The organism is Berryella intestinalis (genome assembly GCF_000814825.1).
GTDB classification, from domain to species: domain Bacteria; phylum Actinomycetota; class Coriobacteriia; order Coriobacteriales; family Eggerthellaceae; genus Berryella; species Berryella intestinalis.
On record NZ_CP009302.1, the window covers coordinates 1,033,808 to 1,053,887 of the forward strand.

Below are 20,080 nucleotides of genomic sequence, written 5' to 3' on the forward strand. Positions count from 1 at the left end.
CCATGCGCGTTGCGATCGTAGAAGACCAGATGATGCTGAGGGACTCGCTTGCCCGCACCATCGATGCGCAAAAGGATATGCAGGTTGTGGGAGAAGCGTCCGATGCAGCCGACGCGATCGCCATAGCGCGAACCCAGAAGGCGGATCTCGTCCTTATGGACGTGTGCACCGAAAACGGATCGAGCGGGATCGCCGCCGCGCGGCGCCTGAAAGAACTGCACCCCGACATCCGTATCGTCATCATGACGGGAATGCCCGAGATCACGTTCGTCAAACAGGCTCGCGAGGCGGGCGTCGACAGCTTCGTCTACAAAAACATCGGCACCGACGAGCTGCTGGCCGTCATGCGCGCAACCGCCGAAGGGTACACGACCTTCCCCCACGAAAAGCGCTTCGACGAGAAAGTCCCCCTGTCTGACGAAGAGATAGCCATTCTGCGCCTGGTGTGCGAGACGAAAACCCGCAAAGAGATCGCGGCGCGGCTGTTCCTCAGCGAGGGGACCCTGAAGCGCCGCATATCGGAAATACTCGCGAAGACCGGATACGACAGCATCCTCAAGCTGGCGGTCAACGCGGTTTCCAACGGATACATCGTGCCGAGCGTCAAAGAGCCCGATCCGCTTGAAAAATGAGCCGCGCGTCCCATACGGGTCCTCCGTTTGAGCCCAAGGGAGATTCCGCCGAACCTTTCCGTAACCGAAAATCCTTCCCGAGGCTCGAAGACGGAAAGGAGATACCCATGGGGCTGTTCGGAAACCTGCTCGAGAAGAAGAACTGCGGTGTCTGTGGCAACGAGCTGGGGCTGCTCGGAAAGAGGAAGCTGGAAGACGGGTATCTGTGCAAGGAGTGCGCAAGCAAGCTCTCCCCCTTCTTCAGCGAACGACGCTCAAGCACCTTGGACCAGATCAGGGAGCAGCTCGCATATCGCGAGGAAAATAAGAAGGCGGTCGAGGCGTTCAACCCCACGAAGACCGTCGGCGAAGCGACCCGCGTCATATTCGACGAAGACGCGCGCAAATTCATCGTGACCTCCCAGAAAAACTGGCGCGACGCGAATCCCGACGTCATGACCTACGCGCAGGCCACGGGCTGCGAAGTGGAAACCAAAGAGCAGCGCCAGGAGCTTTTCTGGAAAGACGACGAGGGGAACCGCAGAAGCTACGATCCCCCGCGCTACGACGTGGACTACCAGGTATGGGTGACCATCCACATCAACTCGCCCTGGTTCGAGCAGATCAGGTTCATGACGAACGACCACACGATCGAAGAGCGGTTCTCGGTCGAATTCCAGGAAGCAGAGCGCCGTGCGGCAGAGATCAAAAGCGAGCTCGCCAGCATGCGCCAATCCGTACGCGACGAAGCCTCTGCGGCAGCGGCTCCCAAAGCGGCACGCACCTGCCCGTTTTGCGGGGCGACCACCACGCCCGATGAGAGCGGGCGCTGCGAGTACTGCGGCGGCGCCATGGGCATGTAAGCGGACCTGATCCGAAACCAGGGGAAAGGAGGGCGATATGGGACTGCTCAAAGCAGGCGTCGGGGCGCTCGGCGGTGTTCTGGCCGACCAGTGGCGCGAGTTCTTCTACTGCGACTCCCTCGGAGCGGACACGCTGGCCGCGCGCGGCGTGAAAAGGAGCTCCAAGCGGGGATCCAACACAAAGGGAGACGATAACATCATTTCGGACGGCTCCGTCATAGCGGTGAACGAGGGTCAGTGCATGATCATCGTGGAATCGGGTGCGGTGGTGGAGGTGTGCGCCGAGCCGGGCGAATTCGTCTACGAAACCTCGACCGAGCCCAGCGTTTTTTCCGGAGACCTGGGAGAAGGCGTCCTGAAGTCCTTCGAACAGGTGGGCAAGCGCTTCGCGTTCGGCGGGGATCCCGGCAAAGACCAGCGCGTGTACTTCTTCAACACCAAAGAGATCATCGGGAACAAATACGGCACCGCCAACCCCGTCCCGTTCCGCGTCGTCGATACGAATATCGGCCTCGATATCGACATCGCCGTTCGCTGCAACGGAGAGTACTCGTACCGCATCACCGATCCGGTGCTGTTCTACAAGAACGTCTGCGGAAATGTGGAAGGCGCCTACGAGCGTTCCGTGATCGACAGCCAGCTGAAAAGCGAGCTGCTCACAGCGCTTCAGCCGGCCTTCGCTCGCATATCGGCCATGGGGGTCCGCTACAGCGCCATTCCGGCGCATGCATCCGAACTGGCCGACATCCTGAACGAGGAGCTGTCGAAGGACTGGAGGGAGCTGCGCGGCATCGAAGTGGCCGCGTTCGGCGTGAACACCATAGCGGCTTCCGCCGAAGACGAGGCGATGATCAAGGAGCTGCAGAAGGCAGCCGTTATGCGCGATCCCGCTATGGCCGCGGCCAACATTGCAGCGGCTCAGTCCGACGCCATGCGCGCTGCCGCATCGAACGAGGGCGGAGCCATGACCGGGTTCATGGGCTTCGGTATGGCAAACGCCATGGGAGGCATGAACGCCCAAAGCCTGTTCAACGCAGGACAGGCTGGCCAAGGCGCTCCCCCGTCGCAGTATCAGACCGCTGCGGGCGGAGGGTTCGCAGCAGCGGGCGAGCTCGGGCGGTCCCAGATGGCGCAACCCGAGCCACAGGGAAGTTGGACCTGTCCGCAATGCGGCGCTCAAAGCGCAGCCAACTTCTGCCAGCAATGCGGCGCGCACCGACCCGAACCCCGATCCGGCGAATGGACCTGCCGATGCGGAGCGAGAAACGAGGGAAGGTTCTGCCAGAACTGCGGTAACCAGCGCCCGTAACGACCGCGGGGCCATACGCAAGATACCTCGCGACGAAGGGATCGCAAGGGAAACGGGCGCTAAAACAAGGAAAGACAGGGAAAGAGAGGGATCGTTATGAAGAAACTGATCGTCGCATTGGCGCTGGCATCGGCATTCTGCCTCGCATTGACCGGCTGCTCGGGCGGAAACAACGCCGACATCGAAAAGGGGAAGGCGAACTTCACCGGGGAATGGGAGCTCGTCGACATCACCGGGGACGACAGCATCGCTTCGGGCGACATCGACACGCTCAAAAGCATGGGCATCAGCGTCGAGCTCAGCCTGAAAGACGACGGAACGGCGACGCTTGTGTTCTTCGGCGACGAGTTCGCAGGAACCTGGAAGGTCAAGAGCGCCACAGAAGCCGACCTCGAGCTCAAAGCGGACGGGGAAACGGTGGCCGACGTCATCACCTTCGAAGACGGCAAGGTGTCCATGAAGGCCGAAGGAGCCGCCCTGGTCTTCTCCAAAACCAAGTAACAGCGCTTGTTAAAGCGCGGAGTGCCGGTCGCAGCCAAGAGCTTGTCGTCAAGCTGCGACCGGCAGCATGCGCGGGTGCAGAGCCGTCATTGCGAAGGGAGCCTGGAAAGCGCGACCACCAGGCCCCGCGCCGCCCTGTACGAATACGCCTGGCCCTCCACGATGCGGGTGAGGTAGCCGGCATCGGCCAGGCATTCGAGGTCCTTGCGCGCGGTCGAATAGGCAACCTGGTAGCGTTTCTGCTGTTGAGCGATGAAGAAGCGCCTCTCGGGAGCAAGCACGGCCTGCCGCAGCACCTCTCTTTGGCGATACGACAGATGGGGGACGAACCGGATGCCCTCGATGGCCTTTCGGTCGCTGGCGGCGCGTTTCGCCAGGGATTCCCGCATCAAGCGTATCTCTTTCAGCATCAACGTCATGAACGCATCGTAGTACAGCGTCCAGTCCATCATGCCGTCGATGCATGCGATCGCCTCCTCGAAACCGCACGCTTCGTCCCCGTACAGCCCATAACGCCATTTGTCCAGGATGTTTATCTTGGGAACGTAGCGAAACACGGGGTAGCCCTCGAGAACGAGGAAGAACCGGCTGGCGATGCAGCCCATGAGGTTGTTGCAGCGAGGAAGCACCGAGGTGCGCCAAAACTGGCAGTTCACCAACATGGAGAGCATGATGGGATGCCGTCTGGGCTCGCAGCGAGGCGTGCGCGTCAGCTCCACGACGTCTGCCAAGGAAGGCTGGTCGCAGCCGAATTCGTCCGCATCATGGACATAGTGCCGTTCAAGCGGCGAGCGGGGGATCCTGGGCGCATCGGCAGCCGATGGGCCGCCGTGCGAATCCTGCACGAGGTACCCGTACATCGCTCGAAGCGTCGGTTCGTCGAACGCCGCGCCCTTCGAGATGCGCGGAAGGTCGCCCATGATTCTATGGAAGTTCAAGGCGATGTCCTCGGCGTCGGTCGCAGCGTCGCGCTCGCTCATCAGCACCGCGCGCACATCCTCGTAGGAGGCCTCGTAGCCATCGTAGGCCAGATTGGTCGCGATCTCCTCGACGTAGGGCTGCGTGATGAACGAGCCGTCGGCCCACGCGGATATGAGGTCGTCGAGCTCGGAACCCGTGCACGTCAACCGTTCGAGCTCTCTGAGCGTACGGTACTGCCTTTCGGTGACGTTATGCCAGTTGCGCGACGCGCCTTTGACGGTATCGAGGCTCTTCGGGCTGCGGTACGACTGGGCGTAGCGCACTTCGGTCAGGGCGGCCCATACCTCGTCGGGGGAATACCCGTTGGGAACGAAGTCGGGCGTTACGTCGCTTTTGCGCACAGGTTCGGCCCACGCCCTCCTCAGAAGCGCGAGGAACTCCGGGGCGCGCAGTATACCTAGATCGTTTCCCATCGTCTTCCCCTCACATGCGGCGGACCTTCGAGATACGCTGATTCTACCCGTTCGCGTACCCCGAAGACCCGCCCGGCAAGCGTCCGGCTAAGCGGTGCGACGGTACGTCACGCCCAATCGGACAGGCCCTTGATCTCGTTGGCGGCTATCTCGCCATAGGCGATACCCGGGCCGAGGGTTCCGCCTCCCCCGGTGTAGCACGCCCCGCCTGCCCCTATCCCGCTCACGTTTCCCTGCGCGTAGAGCCTGCCGATCACGTTTCCGTCCATATCGACGGTCTGCGCGTGCGAGTTGGTCTTGATGCCTCCCATAGTGCCGAGCACCACCGGCACGATCTCGGCTGCATAGTACGGTGCGGTGCTGATCGGCTGCAAGGTTCTGAACGGGCCTTCGAAGCCCGGGCTCGAATACGTCGAATGCTGCCCGTAATAGTCCTGCCCGCGGCCGAAATCGGGGTCCTCCCCTTTCTCCGCGTATTCGTTGAAGCGGCTTATCTGGGCTAAAAGCCCCCTTTCGTCGATCCCGCACGCGCGCGCCAGCTCTTCGAGCGTATCGAACCGCGTGTAGCTCGGCCCCGGCTTGCCCTTCTCGCCGCCGTTGAAGGCATGCGCATCCGCCCCAGCCTGATCGACGATCGCCCATGCCGGAAGATTGGCCCAGCCGCGATGCTCTCCGTTGTTCTCGAACCCGCCGAAGCTCCTCCCGACGCAGTCGTACGTCGCGCATTCGTTGGTGAAGCGCTTTCCGTGCTTGTTGACGAAGATGATGCCACGCTTTGCGTCGTCCCTGATGATGTTCGACAGCTGGGACCTGCCGTCTTCGCGGGCCTCCTCGAAGTCCTTTTTGTAACCGGGCGACAGAAACGCCTCGGCCATAAGCCTCAGGTCGGCACCCAGCTTCATGGCCATCTTCTGCCCGTCGCCCTCGTTGCTCGCAACGCCCCAACTGTATCGAGCGGGGGTCCTGAGGTAGTTCTCCATCATGCCCATGTTCCAATCGAAGCCCCCCGAGGCCAGCACGACGGCTTTCTTCGCCCTGATGTTGACGGTTTTCCGACCCGACTGCGCAACCACGCCCAGCACCTCGATGGAACCGTCGTCGAGCGTCCTGCTGATGAACGAGCGGGCCGGGGTCTCGGTCATGAACTTGGCGCCCAGCTTCGTCGCGGCCGCGATGACCGGCCCGTTCAATTTGCCGACGCTCGTCTCGCCCTCGCCGACTTTGGGAAGGATGGCCCGCCCGCGCGTCTTTCCCCCGGGAAGAAAGACGCTGTAGTCGATGCCGGAAGGCCAAATCGCCCATTCAACCCCCGCCAAATCGGTGACGTTGCGCACGGCGGCGTTCACGTTGTCCAAAAACGCCTCCGCTTCGTCGGGAAGAAACGTGTCCCCCGAAAGCGCCTGGATGTAGGCAAGGGCCTCCTCCCTGCTGTCCTCTATGCCCTCGGCTATCTCCAGATCGTTGCAGGGAGCCCACACGACGCTCGAGGAGTAGATGGTCGAACCCCCGGTCTGCGCGGCCTTCTCCAACACGATGACGTCATGTCCGTCGTGGGCGCACCGCAAAGCGGTGTACGAGCCCGTCCCGCTGCCCACGACGACGACGTCGGCCTCGTGGTCCCACTCGATCGAAGCCGGGTCGAATGCGCCGGCCGAGCCGCCGCCTTTCGATCCGGCCTTTTTCGGTGCCGCTCCGCACCCGGCGAGCGCCGCGCCGGCAACCGTCGTAAAACCGATGGCGCCGCCCAGTTTGAAGATGTCTCGGCGACTCAGATCATGCCTTCCCATAACGCTACCCCTTCCCGAACCGATCAACCGAACCGAAGTTCAACCGATAACGGCTGGAATGTAACCCCGCAGATCAAAGGCGTAAAGATAGCGAAAACGAATAGTTAGCGCGCTGCGTTGGATCAGATCAGGCGGTCGAAAGCGCCGTCTTTTCCCTAGGTATCGAAAATCGATAGGCCCGAATCAGAAAGCTCACGCTCCGAAACGTTCGGAAGGCCTCCTTCGAAGGAAAAGCGCCGCAGCCGCAGCCGCCAGGCCGACGACCGCACCTCCCGCGAGCGCGAACGGCGCGGCCGCGTCACCCGTCACCGGGAGGACCGAGGGCGCCTTTCTCGCAGTCGGGCTGCCGTTGTCCGAAGGGGCAGACGGCTCGTCGGGTTCCGGGTCCCGCGGCTCGCTCGGTGCGGGCGGATCGACGGGTTTCGGATCCTGCGGTTTCTCGGGCGCAGGCGGATCGACGGGCTTCGGGTCCTCCGGCTCGCTCGGCGCGGGCGGCTCTTCGACGGGATCATGGCGATTGGTTATGATGAAGCCGCTTTGCGCATCGCCCGTCACGGAGGCTTCGTAGCCTTTCGCGACGTCGATCTCTCTCACGGTGTATTCGATCGCGCGACCGTCCTTGTTCGCGAACAGGTCGTTCCAGGTATGCGACCACGATCCCGCCTCATCGAGAACGACAGGGCTCCCATGAGCCGCGCCGTCGGCGTAGAGCTGCACCTTCACCGAACCGGGACGCAGCCTGTCCTTGTCGTTGCCGTCGAGCCACGCCTTGGTCACGGTGACGGACGTCTTGTCGGGAGCGTGGGAGTTCTCCAGATCGAACCCGCGAACGACAGAAGCGTAGCCCTCCACCGCGTCCTCGGCGATCCGATAATCGATCTCATGGCCGTCCGTTCGGTCGTATTTCGCCAGGCCGGCGAAACTCCAAGCCCAACCATCGGCCTCGGTGACCGTTTTCCGATCGGCCTCGATCCCGTCTGCAAGCAGCCTCACGGTGATGGCAGACGGACGCTTCCCGTCGCGGTTCCCGTCGTCGTTCCAGGTCTTGGACCCCGCCACATCGACGGTCTTCAGCTTGTTGTCGAACGTCATGGCCGCAACCGGGGCGCCGCCCTTCGTGATTTCGGGCACGCATTCGAGCGTCCCGTCCCCGTCCGCATCGATAGGCGTGACGCGCACCGTGTACACGGACTCGTCGAGCACGTATCCGCTCGCGCTCTGATCGCGCGCCTCCCTTACCGTGTAGACGTAGGTCTTGCCCACATCCCGCTTTCCGAAGGAGATGGGATCGAACGAGACGGTGCCGTCAGCGGAGTTCTTCTTCACCTGGAGCACCTGCGCCGACGAGTCGAGGAGCTCGAAGGAGAACTCCGCGTTCGCGGGCTGCTTTCCGTCGACGGTCTTGCTCGCCGTGAACGCAAGCGATCCCGACACCTTCTTGGTCTTGGTGGTGTTGCCGCCCACGGTGTTCTCGATGGTGGTGCCGGCGGGCACGCGGGAGAAATCGGTCACGATGGTGACGGACTGCTTGGAGCTGGCGGGGATGGGCTTCGTGTTGGAGATCTTCACCGAATGGGAGGTCCGATCGTATACGAGCGAGAAGTAGTCCGATCCGTAGGAATCAACGTAGGTGACGCGCTCGTCGAGCTTGTCGACCAGGTTGATCTCTCCTGCGGAGAACTCCTGGTCGTTCTCGAAGTCGATGGTGTAGGTGACGGTCTGGTCGGCCGGATCGTCACCGATCTCGGTCTTGTCCACGCTCTTGTATCCGATGGAGCTGCTGTAGCCCGACTTGGCCTTGATAGTGAACGTCGAGGTTTCGGTGTCGAGGCCGTTGTAGCCGGTATAGCTGATGGTGGCGCTGTTCGCCATCTTCGACATCGTGCCCTTGGCGACGGTGACCGTGTAGTAGATGCGGTAGTACTTCGTTCCGTCCAGCCGATCGGCGAAATCGAAGGTCATCGTGCGGCCCGACACCTTGGCGATCTGCGCCACCTCGTCGGCCGGAAGCTCGGGGCCGGTCTGCTTGTTGGCGTATTCCGTGACGATCCTGATCGACGAGGGGTTAAGCGTCATGTCGGCGGGAAGCGTGTCGGTAACCCGAGCGCCCAGCATCACCGACATGCGCGGATCGACGTCGATGGCGTACGTAACGGAAACGTCTCTATCCTGGTCGTACACGCCGGTGAGGGCCGTATCCTGGGTGTATCCGTCACCGCTGTAGCCCCATTTGATGATGCCGCGCGTCTCGGGCCCGACTCCGCTGCCATGGGTTCCGGCTCCGACGGTGATGGTCTTCGACGCGCTGCCGACGCTGACCGTCGCCTGCTTCGAAGTGTCCGAGGCGTTGCTGCCGAACGCCGAAATCGAGAACGAACCGGAAATCGCGTTCGCGGCGTTCTCGTTGAACACCAGCTTGTAGCTGCCGTTTCCCAGATCGATCTTCTGGGCGAACACCTGCGAGCTCACCGCGAGCGACACGTTTTTCAACGCATCGGGAACCTTCACCGTGATGTAGTCGCCGGCGCTGATCCTGCCGTGGTCGATGGTGTAGCTCACCTTGAAGGCGACGTACTGGCCGTTTGCCACCGAGTCGCCCTCGGTCGTGATCGTGGGGTGGAAGTAGGCCGAGGCGTCCGACCCGGCCCTCGCCTCGCCGGCGGCGAGCGCCTTGGGCGCGCCCAGAGCGCAAAGGCCCACAACGAGGGCGACGCTCACCAGGCATGCGTATATCCTTTTCATTTAATCTCCTTACCGGGCCCGTTATCGTGTTTTGCCCAGCGTCCGAACAGGTCGGGCGGCTTGGGCGATCGGGCCAGCCTCTACACGGCCGCGCGGAAGGGCGCGACCGCGAAAATATCTGAGTTATTTCATGGGAGATTAAACACAAAAGCAAAGCCGATGGCAACACTCATAAGAAGGTATTGCGCGCAAAATCGGCGCAGGAAGAACTTGTTTACCGCTCGTTATGGTGTCCCCGCTCGAACCGAAACGATTCGAAAACCGAGGGACCGCCGAGGGATCGAAACCAGCCGATGGGCAGAATCCCCAGGCCGACCTCGAAGCGCGCCTGAACTCTGGCCGGAAACGCCAACGGCGGGCGGATCAAGCGATGCAGGGCACGGCTATGCTCGCGCCCTCAACCTCGACGATCCGAAACCGCGTGCCGTATGTCTCGGAGACGGCCTCGTCGGTGACGACGTCCCTTCCTCCCCGCGCGACCACGCGCCCGTCCCGCACCAGCATGAACCGGTCGCAGAACCGCAGGGCGAGGTTGATGTCGTGCAGCACCAGCACCGTCGCCAGATTCTCGCGGAGGGTGATCGAGCGGATGGCCGCCATGACCTCAAGCTGGTTTCTCGGATCGAGAGCGCTCGTGGGCTCGTCCAGTATCAGCACCCGGGGCTCTTGGGCCAACGCCCGGGCGATGAGCACCTTTTGGCGCTCCCCTCCCGAAAGCTCGTCGCAGAACCGATCCGCGAAACCCTCGAGGCCCAGTGCAACCAGGCAGTCCGCGACAACAGAGCGGTCCTTGTCGGCGAGGCTCCATCCAATGTGGGGCTTTCGACCGAGGAGGACCTCGTCGTACACCCTCAGATGGGGTATCGCCTGCTGCTGCGTCACATACGCTATCCGCTTCGCGACGGCGCGCCTTCTCATGGCGGCCAGATCCTCGCCTGAAACAGACACCTTCCCCTTCGCGGGCCTCGCGATGCCCGCGAGAAGGTCCAGCAGCGTCGACTTGCCCGCCCCGTTGTTCCCCAGTATCGCCAGCATCGATCCCGCCTCGGCGCTTGCATTCAGGCCGTCGAACACGCTGCGGGAGGCCCCGCGATACGCATACGCCAACCCCGCCGCCTGCAAAACTCCCTCGATCATCGGCGGTACCCCCGATACAGCAGGTACAGGAAAAGCGGGGCGCCCAAAAACGACGTGATGGCCCCGATGGGAAGGATGACGGGGGAAAGAACCATCCGGGCCGCCAGATCGGACAGAAGCATTATGGTCGACCCCAAAACCAAAGACGCGGGCAGCAAGAAGCGGTAGTCGTTGCCCACCATCCGCCGTGCGATATGGGGAGCGATAAGGCCGATGAAGTTGATGAGGCCCACGAACGAAACCATGGACGCCGCCATAAGCGATGCCACGGCAACCCCCGCCGCACGCGTTTTGCCCACGTCGACGCCGAGGCCCGCAGCCGCATGCGCCCCGTTTTGCAGCGCATTGTAGCTCCATCGGTTCGCGAAGAAGTACGCGCTGCAACCCGCCCCCACCAGTGCCATGAACCCGATCTGCGACCACGTCGCCCGTCCCAGGTCGCCGAATTGCCAGAACAGGACCTTCGTGAGCTCGACGTCGTTCGCGAAGTACTGGATGATGGTCGACGCGCCCGCCCAGAGGGCCGACAGCGCGACGCCCACCAGCACGATGCTCTCGGGCCGCATCGACCCGAAGCGCGAGAACAAGAGCACCACCAGGCTCGACGCCATCGCTCCGGCGAACGCGAACAACGCCGTCGCCCCCATCCCCACGCTCGCTCCCGACCCGGCGAATGCGGGCAGCGCGACAAGGATGGCGAAGGTGGCCCCGAAGGCGGCGCCCTGCGATATGCCCACCGTCGAAGAGGACGCCAGCGGGTTTTCCAGCACGCTTTGCAGCGCGGCTCCGGCCAAGGCGAGCCCCGCACCCGAGACGATCGCGCACGCCACCCGCGGCAGCCTGATGGAGCGCACCGAGGCCACATCCTGGGCGCTCCCGATGCCGAACAGAGCCGCGGCGCTTGTGGGCAGATCGATATGGGAGGCGCCGAACGAGAGGCTGAACATGGCCGCGAGCACCATGCCGATCGTTATCGCGGCGATCGATGCCGTGCATCTGCGCTCGGAGCGCCTTGCCGCCGCCCCGAGGCGCTCTGCGCAACCAAGCTCTCCCTCCGCTTGCAGGCGGGCAGCCGCCACCTAGAAGCCCTCGCGCTCGTACGGATCGTAGCAGTCGAGGCACACCGGCTTTCCGTCCTGCAGGCGCAGGGCGTACTCCGCCGTTTTCTCGCCGCAAACAGAGCAGCGCTGCGATCTGAAGATCCTCGCGCTTTCGGGAAGTCCGTAGGACGGGGTCCCGATGTCGAACAGCTGCTCGTACGGCGTCGAGACCAGGTAATCCTGGAACGCAGCGCGATCCAGCCCCTCGCCGCAGCCGGGTTTCAGGCACAGCCGCACGCTCCGACCGCTCTCGCGGGAGAAGAACGAGAAGGCCATCTTCCCGCGCAAGCGCGAGATGAGGTTGCCCTTGCCGTACGTGCACCCGAGCAGGGCTTGCACCGCATCGACCCCGCACGCGTCGTTCTCCACCACGCAGACCAGCTCTTCGTCAACCGAGGCATCGCCCTCGGACAGCCCCAGCTGCGCGATGGCCCCCTCGCACGCCTTGAATCCCATCGCGAGGCCCGGGCATTTGTGTCCGTGGAACCGCGCGGCCTTTTCCCAAAGATCAGCTGAGAGCATAGCCCGTCCTTCCATCGAATAATACGATTTTTCATTTCCTCACACGAGGCTCGTCTGTATACTATAGCGGCAATGTTATTACGAATCTACCATTCGTAATACTAGACGGAGGGAAATCGACGGGAAACGGAGGGATCATGGGATTTCGTTCGGTGAATCCGCATGTCGTCGGGCGGATCGCGAAGATCGCATTCGCCGCGCTTGCGGCGATGGCGCTTGCAGGGGGCGGCCTTGTCGGCTGCACACCGCCCCAAAGCCAATCCGACGGCAACTTGACCCAGGCCGCAGTCACGGTCGTCGATAGGCAGGGACGGTCGGTCGAGATACCTGAAAACATCGAGCGCGTGGTCGGCGTGGGCTGCTCTTTGCGCCCCATCTGCTATCTCCAAGCCGTAGACAAAGTCGTCGGCGTCGAGAAAGCCGAGCACGACGACATGGTGAGCTGCGCGTACCGCCACGTGAACCACGAGACCTTCGCCAAACTCCCCATCATCGGCGAAGGCGGATCCAAGGGCGTCTCCCCCGATGCGGAGGCTATCGTGACGGTCGCACCCCAGGTCGTCATCGCAGGCGGCCTGAAAGCCGACGAGGCCGACGCCCTTCAGGAAAAGACCGGGATACCCGTAGTGTGCATCGACCAACCCGAAGCGATATTCGGACCGGGATACTACGACAACATCGCCTTCCTCGGGAAGGTCCTCGGCAAAGAATCGCGCGCCGACGAGATCGTGTCGTACCTCAAAGCCGCTGAACAGGACCTCGCCGACCGTTCGGCGCGGTCTGAATCGTATGGGAGCATCAGCGCTTATGCCGGCGGCATATCGTACCGGGGCGGCCACGGCTTCGACGGGACGGAAGCGGGCTTTCCGCCGTTTGCAGCATGCGGCGTGACCAACATCGCAGACGGTTCGGGCGCTTCGGGTCCTTTCACCATCGACCTGGAAGCGGTGTCGGCGGCGCGCCCCGACCACGTGTTCCTGGAAAGCGGGAACCTGGCGCTGGTAGCCGACGACTACAAGGCGAACCCGGACTACTTCAACGCGCTCGACGCCGTCCGCGACGGACGCGTCGCCACGCTCATCTCCTACCGGTTCTACTCGACCAACGTCGAGCTTGCTTTGGCGAACTGCTACCAAGTGGGCGCAACCGTGTACCCCGACGCGTTCTCGGACGTGGAACCGTCCGAGAAGCTCGACGAGATAAGCCGGTTCTTCCTCGGCGCGCCCCTGTCGGCCGATCTGGCCGAGAAGGGCTACGAATTCAGGCAGGTCGATCTCTCGAAGCTGTGATCTTCCCGCACGCGCGAAGGCCGCTTCTCGCGACCTTCGCGCCCCTGCCCTATTTCACCACCTGGATGACGTCTTGCGCCTTGCGGCGACGCTGGACCGGCTCGAAATGCGAGGCGTCCTTCCTGCCGAATTGCACGATGAGCGTGGGGACGTACTCGTCCGGGTCGATCAACCCCCGATCCGCGAGAAGCGCCGTGAGCTTCGCGACGCTGAAACCCTCCACGGGAGTCGAGTCGATGCCGAGCAGAGCCGCGCTGGTCAGCATGTTCCCCAAAACGATGTAGGCCTGGCGGGCCGCCCATTCCAAAAGCCGGTCGTCGTCGCCTTCCATGGGAAGGTCGTTGCGCTGAAACGCCGCCAGGAAGTCGCGGCGCTGCGAAAGAGCCTCCCCTTCGGCGCCCTGCACCTCGCGAAGCGTCCGCTCGACGAAATCCGAATCGGCGGAAGCGCCCTTGCGGGACAGGATGACCACCGTGCGATCGGCGTTTTTCTTCGCCCCCCAGGCCACTTCGAGCAGGTCCTCCCGCAGCCCCTCGTTTTCGACGACGAGGAACCTCCACGGCTCCAATCCAAACGAGCTGGGACTGCGACGGGCCACGTCGAGGAGCAAAGCGAAATCCTCATCGGGTATGCGTCCCTCGGGATCGTAGCGCTTGCAGGTGAAGCGCGTAGCGAACGTCTCGTCAATGAGGGACCGAAGCTCCTCGTGGGTGAATTCGGCCATAGCGACCCCTTTCTATTCGGTGGACAGAGGCGCCTTTTCGGCCGTCTCTCATCTTCCCTCGAAACTTAGCGCGCGTGCCGTCTGGACGCAACCGTAGCGTAAAACCGAATCCCCCTCGTAACGAAGGCTCCACTCTCGGGCTCCGACGCGCCGATCGCGTAAAGGCGGCTCAGATTCTTGAAGCCTAAAGCCGCTGGGCCCCACCGTCGCGCTCAAGGCAGATCTGAAGCAGAATATCGAGCTCATCCGTATAGTCCTCGACGCCGTCGGCGTATTCGAGCTCTTCTGCGACCGACACCTCGAAGCCCTCTTCCCCGCAGCGCCTCCACAGCTCTTCGAAGCGCTTATTGCGCATCGTACCCGTCTCAACCTGCAAGCGCACCCGGTTCACGCGCGCCTCGACGTTTGGAGCGGCGACCAGGAAGCGCTCGCCCGTTTCCTTGCAGAGAAACCTCACCACGCCCATACGGGGTTTGAACGAAAGGGCCTCGCGCTTCAATTGGCTGCGCCTCGACTTATCCACCGCATCGCTCCTTTGCCGATCTTTCCCCGCACAGTGTAACCGACGCGAGGCCAGTGGATCGAACTGCAACGAAAGACAGGCCTTTACATTCCCCTAATAAACTTATGACATCGCTTTTACCTTCGCTTTGCGCTTCCTTTTCATCCGCGCGGTTCAATTCTACCCATGGCGAAAAAGCCACGAAGGGAACCTCGTCGGAAAGGAATCGAATGAAACGCGCGGGAATAGCGAAGATGCTGATCGGCCTGACGGCATCGGCCGTGCTTGCCTTCAGCCTGGCGGGCTGCGGCAAGTCTGATTCGTCCTCGGATCTGTCCGGAACCATCTCGACCAACGGATCCACCTCCATGGAAAAGGTGATCGGATCCCTCTCGGAGGCCTTCATGGCCGACAATCCCACGGTGAAGATAACCTACGATGCCACCGGCTCCGGAACGGGGATCGAATCGGTTTCCCAGGGAAGCTGCGACATCGGGCTGTCCTCCCGCGCCCTCAAGGACAAAGAGACCGGGCTTACGCCCATCACCGTCGCCCTCGACGGGATCGCCGTCGTCGTGAACGAGGACTGCGGCGTGCAGAACCTCACCCTCCAGCAGGTAACCGACATATTCACCGGCAAGATCCGGAACTGGTCCGAAGTAGGCGGCAAGGACCTCGAGATCGCCTGCATCGGACGCGAGAGCGGGTCGGGGACGCGCGACGGCTTCGAATCCGTCACCAAGACCTCCGACCAGTGCGTCTTGGCGCAAGAGCTCACCTCCACCGGCGCGGTCATGACCGCGGTCGCCAGCTCCCCCAACGCCATCGGATACGCCTCGCTCTCGTCGGTCGAAGGCCAGAAGGGAATCTACTCCCTCAACATCGACGGCGTGACGTGCAGCGAGAAGACGGTTCTCGACGGGACGTATCCCATCCAGCGCCCCTTCAACCTGATCGTGCCCGAAAGATCCGAGCTGTCGACCGAGGCGCAGGCCTTCGTGGACTTCGCGATCAGCCCCGCGGCAGCCGAACTCATCAGGAAGGCGGGGGCCGTTCCCCTCGCATAGGCGCCGCACCCGTCGGGAAACGACGGGTGCGCATCAGCCATCGGGGGCGCGCGGCGAGCGCGCCCCCGTTCCGTCGATCGAAAGAACCAAGCGATGAAAAAGAAAAGCAAGTCGATTGAAGCGCTCTTCCACGGCATATTCCTGTTCTCGGGGCTGCTGTCGGTCTTCTTCGTCCTGGGCATCACCGTGTACCTCGTCGTATCGGGAACCCCCGCGATCGCCCAGATCGGCCTCCCCGAATTCCTCTTCGGGCAAACATGGAACCCCGCGAAGGAGCGCTACGGCATCCTCCCGTTCATCCTCACGAGCGTTTACGGGACGCTCGGGGCGCTGCTGATCGGATTCCCCGTCGGGCTCATGACGGCCCTCTACCTGTCCAAGTTCGCCGATCGCAGGATCAGCCGCGTCATCAGGTCGGCTGTCGAGCTGCTCGCGGGCATCCCGTCGGTGGTCTACGGGTTGGTGGGAATGATCGTGTTAGTCCCCGCCATCCAGAACGCGTTCGGGCTCTCGTCGGGCGCGACGCTGCTCGCAGCCATTCTGGTGCTCGCCGTCATGATCCTCCCCTACATCGTCAACGTCTCGACCGCCGCCCTCGATGCGGTGCCGAAGGAATACGAAGAGGGCTCTTTCGCCCTGGGAGCAACCGATACGGAAACCTATTTCAAGGTTTCGGCCCATGCCGCCCGCAGCGGCATCGCGGCGGCGGTGGTCCAGGGCGTGGGACGCGTTTTGGGGGAAGCTATGGCCATCATCATGGTTGCGGGAAACGTCGCGAACATGCCGGCGCTCTTCGACCCGGTTCGCTTCCTCACCACCGCGATCGTCAGCGAGATGTCGTATGCCTCCTACGGCAGCCTGCATCGCGACGCGCTGTTCTCCATCGGATTGGTGCTGTTCGCGTTCATCGTGGCGGTCAACATCGTCTTGAACCTCGTGATCCGCAGGAAGGCCCAGTAATGGAAGCGAGAATACGCAGATCCCGACGGATCAGATCCTTTCTGCTCAAGCTGCTCGTCCGTTTGAGCGGCGCCTCGGTGTGCATCGTGCTGGCCGCGATCATCGGGTACATCTTCGCGAACGGGGTGTCGGGGATCACGGCCGAGTTCCTCACCACGCAGAGCAGCTACGTGCACGACACGATCGGGATCCTCCCCAACATCCTCAACACGCTCTACATCGTGTTGGTGGCCATGGTCATCGTCATCCCGTTCGGCACGTGCGCGGCGGTGTACCTCAACGAATACGCGCCCGATAAGCGCATCGTGCGCATCATCAGCTTCGCGGTCGAGACGCTGACCGGCATCCCCTCGGTCATCTTCGGCCTGGTGGGCATGCTGTTCTTCATCCAGATCATGGGGCTTCAGGCGGGCATCCTCGCTGGCGGCCTCACCTTGGTGGTGATGGTTTTGCCCACCATCATCAGCAACACGCTGGAGAGCCTGAAAACGGTGCCCGACGCCTACCGCGAAGGGGCGCTTGCCCTGGGAAGCGGGAAGTGGCACATGATCCGCACCGTGGTCCTGCCCAACGCCATCGACGGCATCGCGACCGGGTGCATCCTGGCCATCGGCAGGATCGTGGGCGAATCCGCCGCGCTGCTCTACACCGCCGGGTTCGGGCTGATACTGAACAGCTTCATGACCGCCCTCTCGTCGTCCAGCGCGACGCTGACGGTGGCACTGTACGTCTACGCGACGGAGCGGGGCGAGCTGTCCGTTGCCTTCTCGCTTGCGACGATCCTTCTGATTCTCACGTTGCTGCTCAACATAGCCGCAACGCTTTGCGCAAGAAAACTCGGTACGAAAGAGGACTGACATGGATGCGTTCCAGATAACCGACCTTAACCTGTGGTACAGCGGAAACCAGCACGCGCTGAAGGGTGTGGATATGAACATCCCCGAGCACGAGGTCACCGCCCTCATCGGGCCGAGCGGGTGCGGGAAGTCGACCTTCCTCAGAACGCTCAATCGCATGCAGGATCTGATCGAGGGCGTTCGGATCGAAGGGGAGGTCCTGTTCAAGGGCCAGGACGTGTACGCGCCCAAAACCGACGTCAACGAGCTGCGCAAGCGGGTGGGCATGGTGTTCCAAAAAGCGAACCCCTTCCCCATGAGCATCTACGACAACGTCGCCTACGGACCGCGGATACACGGAACGCACGCGAAGCGCGACCTCGACGACATCGTCGAGGAGTCGCTGAAAGGCGCCGCCTTGTGGGACGAGGTGAAAGACCGCCTGAACAAGGGGGCCCTCGGGCTCTCGGGCGGCCAGCAGCAGCGCCTCTGCATCGCCCGCGCGCTGGCCGTGAAGCCCGAGGTCCTGCTGCTCGACGAATCGACCAGCGCGCTGGACCCGATATCGACCGAGCAGATCGAGCAGCTGGTGGGAACCCTGAAAACCCGCTACACGGTGGTCATGGTCACCCACAACATGCAGCAGGCCGTCAGGGTCTCCGACAACGCCGCGTTCTTTCTCCTAGGAGAGCTGGTCGAGTTCGACCGAACCGACGCGCTGTTCAACAGCCCGCGCGACCAGCGGACCCTCGACTACGTCTCGGGGCGCTTCGGCTGATCCGGCCTGGACGGCAGCCGCCTTCTCGACGCTTGGCGCGGCAGGTGCGGCGGGCGCGGGAGCCTCGGAGGATGCGGGCGCTGTCGCCCGCGCCTCTGCATCCCTCTCGGAATCGGCGGCATCCTCCCCGTTCGAAGCGCCCTCGTCGGAGCCTGCGCCGGCGGCAGGGGCGCCCGGCATCTTGAAGTCGTATTTCTTCCCGTGGATGACGACCGTCTTGTCATCGTTGAACACGATGCTCGACAGGGGCGCATACGGGAGCTCGAGCAGGATCTCCTCGAACTCGTCGCGCGTCATGCCGTAGGCGCGGCTGTACTTCTCGATGATCTGGTCGTCGGTCATGCCGGTAGAGCCGCCGGGGTTCGACCCTTCGATCTTCACGCCCGGATAGTTCGCGCTGGGGTCGCTGAAGACGACCTTGGTCTCGCCGTTGCTGTAGTACAGGACCCAGCAGGTCGGCTCCTTCACGATGCGCACGACGACTTTGCCCTCGTCATCGACCTCGTCAGAACCCGAATCGCCATGTCCTGCGCTTCCCCCGTTATCCGAGCCGCCCGGCGATTCGATCTCGGCATCGCTTCCCCATCCGTTCTCGCCCTTGGGCCGGGACTCGGGGTGCAAAACGAGGTACTTCAGCGTGGCCACCACCTGGCGCGCCGTGTGTCCGTGGAAGACGTCGCGCGGATCCTTCGCAAGCTGGATGATCCTTTCGATGGAGACGTAGTGGTAGTGGTCGTGATGGGGGATGATGAAGCGCTGGCTATCGCGGTCGAACCCCGTGGTGTGGGTGACGTTTCCGTAGGTGATGTACTCGAGCGGCACGATCAGCTTGGCTTCGACCTCGTCGTACGTGAAGCGCTCACTGTCTTCGATCGGCCCGGACCCGTGGCCTTTGCCCTCATCGTACTCGACGATCTCGATATCGGGATACAGCTCGCTCGGATCGGTGTACGTCACTTCCTCGGTGCCGTCGGCGCGGTGGATATGCCAGTGGTCCTCGTGGTGCTCGATCTTCACCACGCGCCTGGGATCGTTGGGGTCTTGCTTGATGGGCTTAACCGGGTCCGATGGCTTGGGGCCTGCGCTGCCTCCCGAGTGGCTGCCCGTATACGTCCCGATCTTGATGCCGGGAAAGACCGACGAGGGATCCTCGTAGGTGATGAACTCGCGCCCGTCGGCGGTGTAGGCGTGGTAGTGGTCGTCGTGCTTCAGAATCTTCACGATGGGCTGCTTCGCCAGTTCGGACAGGGAGACCACCTGCACGAAGGAGAGCTTGGGGCCGCCCGGCGCGGGTGCGGGCTCGACGCGCGGAGCTTCGGGGAGGGCTCCCGAACCGCCGTTTCCGACATCCCCGGTGCGGCCGGCGTCGACGCCCGGACCGTACCCGACCCTATGCCACGACCCTCCGCCCGCAAGCGAGCCGTGCCCGCCATGGCTTCCGGTGTAGGTTCCGATCGAGATGCCGGGGTACAGCGAGCTGGGATCCTCGTAGGTGATGAACTCGCGGCCGTCGGCGGTGTAGATGTGGTAGTGGTCGCCATGCTTCAGGATGCGCACGACGCCGTTGCCGGTGATCGACTTCAGCTCGCCGGCGGATACGACGCTTGCGGTCGACGCCAGATCGGCGGCGCTTCCCGCCTTGCTGGGATCGGTGTAGGTGATGATCTCGCGCCCGTCTTTGGTGAACACGTGCCAGTGATCGCCGTGTTTGACGATCTTGACGATTTCGTCGGCAGACACCTCGGCATCGATCAGGACCTCGGTGGTTTCGTCTGCCTTGTACGACGTTGCGGGACGCTCGCCCGCCGCGGCGCCCTCGGTCGCCTCCAGCACCTGCTGGGCGCTGCGTGCCGCCTCTCCGCCGGTGAGTGCGCCGGTCGCCGCGAGGGCGCCTGCGGTCACCGAAACCGTCAGGATCGCAACGGCCCCGAGGGCCGCCTTCGTCTTCTTCATATGAC

18 protein-coding genes are annotated in these 20,080 nt (G+C 63.0%); 9 read left to right on the forward strand and 9 right to left on the reverse strand.

Translation table 11 applies throughout. From position 1 onward, the window contains the following. Positions 1–2 precede the first annotated feature (2 nt). The 4 genes from JI75_RS04585 (at position 3) to JI75_RS04600 (ending at position 3,284) form a co-directional block, all read left to right on the forward strand. A complete protein-coding gene (locus JI75_RS04585; protein WP_039689118.1) occupies positions 3–632 on the forward strand; it encodes a response regulator transcription factor in 630 nt (209 codons plus the stop codon). Between the two features lie 107 nt (positions 633–739). After that, the gene (locus JI75_RS04590) at positions 740–1,474 is read left to right on the forward strand and encodes a DUF4428 domain-containing protein (RefSeq protein ID WP_039689120.1); all 735 of its coding nucleotides are present in this window, start codon (positions 740–742) and stop codon (positions 1,472–1,474) included. A 37-nt stretch (positions 1,475–1,511) separates the two neighbouring features. Beyond that, positions 1,512–2,783 (forward strand): SPFH domain-containing protein, encoded by a 1,272-nt coding sequence (locus JI75_RS04595; protein ID WP_039689122.1) that lies wholly within the window; start codon positions 1,512–1,514, stop codon positions 2,781–2,783. 96 nt (positions 2,784–2,879) lie between these two features. Beyond that, entirely contained in the window at positions 2,880–3,284 is a 405-nt protein-coding gene (locus tag JI75_RS04600; RefSeq protein WP_039689125.1) for a glycoside hydrolase family 43 C-terminal domain-containing protein, read from the forward strand. Positions 3,285–3,370: 86 nt separating this feature from the next. Here the strand turns inward: JI75_RS04600 and JI75_RS04605 are convergent, their stop codons facing one another. The 6 genes from JI75_RS04605 to JI75_RS04630 all read right to left on the reverse strand — a co-directional run bounded on the left by JI75_RS04605 (position 3,371) and on the right by JI75_RS04630 (position 11,966). Further along, on the reverse strand, positions 3,371–4,678 hold the full coding sequence (locus JI75_RS04605; RefSeq protein WP_039689127.1) for a hypothetical protein: 1,308 nt from the start codon (positions 4,676–4,678) through the stop codon (positions 3,371–3,373). 107 nt (positions 4,679–4,785) lie between these two features. Continuing rightward, on the reverse strand, positions 4,786–6,465 hold the full coding sequence (locus tag JI75_RS04610) for an FAD-dependent oxidoreductase (protein WP_039689129.1): 1,680 nt from the start codon (positions 6,463–6,465) through the stop codon (positions 4,786–4,788). 192 nt (positions 6,466–6,657) lie between these two features. Beyond that, positions 6,658–9,207: a Cna B-type domain-containing protein gene (locus JI75_RS04615; RefSeq protein WP_039689132.1), complete on the reverse strand. Its 2,550-nt coding sequence runs from the start codon at positions 9,205–9,207 to the stop codon at positions 6,658–6,660. A 363-nt stretch (positions 9,208–9,570) separates the two neighbouring features. After that, positions 9,571–10,344, reverse strand: a complete 774-nt coding sequence (locus JI75_RS04620; protein ID WP_039689134.1) for an ABC transporter ATP-binding protein — start codon at positions 10,342–10,344, stop codon at positions 9,571–9,573. Further along, positions 10,341–11,423 (reverse strand): FecCD family ABC transporter permease, encoded by a 1,083-nt coding sequence (locus JI75_RS04625; protein ID WP_039689136.1) that lies wholly within the window; start codon positions 11,421–11,423, stop codon positions 10,341–10,343. Before JI75_RS04625 ends, JI75_RS04620 begins: the two co-directional genes overlap by 4 nt. Then, entirely contained in the window at positions 11,424–11,966 is a 543-nt protein-coding gene (locus tag JI75_RS04630; RefSeq protein ID WP_039689138.1) for an FmdE family protein, read from the reverse strand. It abuts the gene before it with no gap. A gap of 137 nt (positions 11,967–12,103) precedes the next feature. Here JI75_RS04630 and JI75_RS04635 point away from each other — a divergent pair, with 137 nt between their 5' ends. Beyond that, positions 12,104–13,255 carry an ABC transporter substrate-binding protein gene (locus JI75_RS04635; RefSeq protein ID WP_052241598.1) on the forward strand — a complete coding sequence of 384 codons (1,152 nt, stop codon included), beginning with the start codon at positions 12,104–12,106 and terminating at the stop codon, positions 13,253–13,255. A gap of 49 nt (positions 13,256–13,304) precedes the next feature. On the opposite strand, the gene JI75_RS04640 is transcribed toward JI75_RS04635, so the two are convergent. Further along, entirely contained in the window at positions 13,305–13,979 is a 675-nt protein-coding gene (locus JI75_RS04640) for an NAD(P)H-dependent oxidoreductase (RefSeq protein WP_052241599.1), read from the reverse strand. A 184-nt stretch (positions 13,980–14,163) separates the two neighbouring features. Continuing rightward, positions 14,164–14,502 (reverse strand): GIY-YIG nuclease family protein, encoded by a 339-nt coding sequence (locus JI75_RS04645; protein WP_039689140.1) that lies wholly within the window; start codon positions 14,500–14,502, stop codon positions 14,164–14,166. A 209-nt stretch (positions 14,503–14,711) separates the two neighbouring features. On the opposite strand from JI75_RS04645, the gene JI75_RS04650 reads away from it, so the two are divergent. The 4 genes from JI75_RS04650 (at position 14,712) to pstB (ending at position 18,122) form a co-directional block, all read left to right on the forward strand. Then, the gene (locus JI75_RS04650) at positions 14,712–15,548 is read left to right on the forward strand and encodes a phosphate ABC transporter substrate-binding protein (RefSeq protein ID WP_039689142.1); all 837 of its coding nucleotides are present in this window, start codon (positions 14,712–14,714) and stop codon (positions 15,546–15,548) included. A 93-nt stretch (positions 15,549–15,641) separates the two neighbouring features. Then, positions 15,642–16,508 carry a phosphate ABC transporter permease subunit PstC gene (gene pstC, locus JI75_RS04655; RefSeq protein WP_039689144.1) on the forward strand — a complete coding sequence of 289 codons (867 nt, stop codon included), beginning with the start codon at positions 15,642–15,644 and terminating at the stop codon, positions 16,506–16,508. Continuing rightward, positions 16,508–17,365, forward strand: coding sequence for a phosphate ABC transporter permease PstA (gene pstA / locus JI75_RS04660; protein ID WP_039689146.1), 858 nt, complete (start codon positions 16,508–16,510; stop codon positions 17,363–17,365). The genes pstC and pstA overlap by 1 nt, the downstream gene beginning before the upstream one ends. A gap of 1 nt (position 17,366) precedes the next feature. Continuing rightward, on the forward strand, positions 17,367–18,122 hold the full coding sequence (gene pstB, locus JI75_RS04665) for a phosphate ABC transporter ATP-binding protein PstB (RefSeq protein ID WP_039689148.1): 756 nt from the start codon (positions 17,367–17,369) through the stop codon (positions 18,120–18,122). Here pstB and JI75_RS04670 read toward each other — a convergent pair. Beyond that, entirely contained in the window at positions 18,027–20,075 is a 2,049-nt protein-coding gene (locus tag JI75_RS04670) for a hypothetical protein (RefSeq protein ID WP_052241600.1), read from the reverse strand. The two genes, pstB and JI75_RS04670, sit on opposite strands and share 96 nt — an antisense overlap. Positions 20,076–20,080 lie beyond the last annotated feature (5 nt).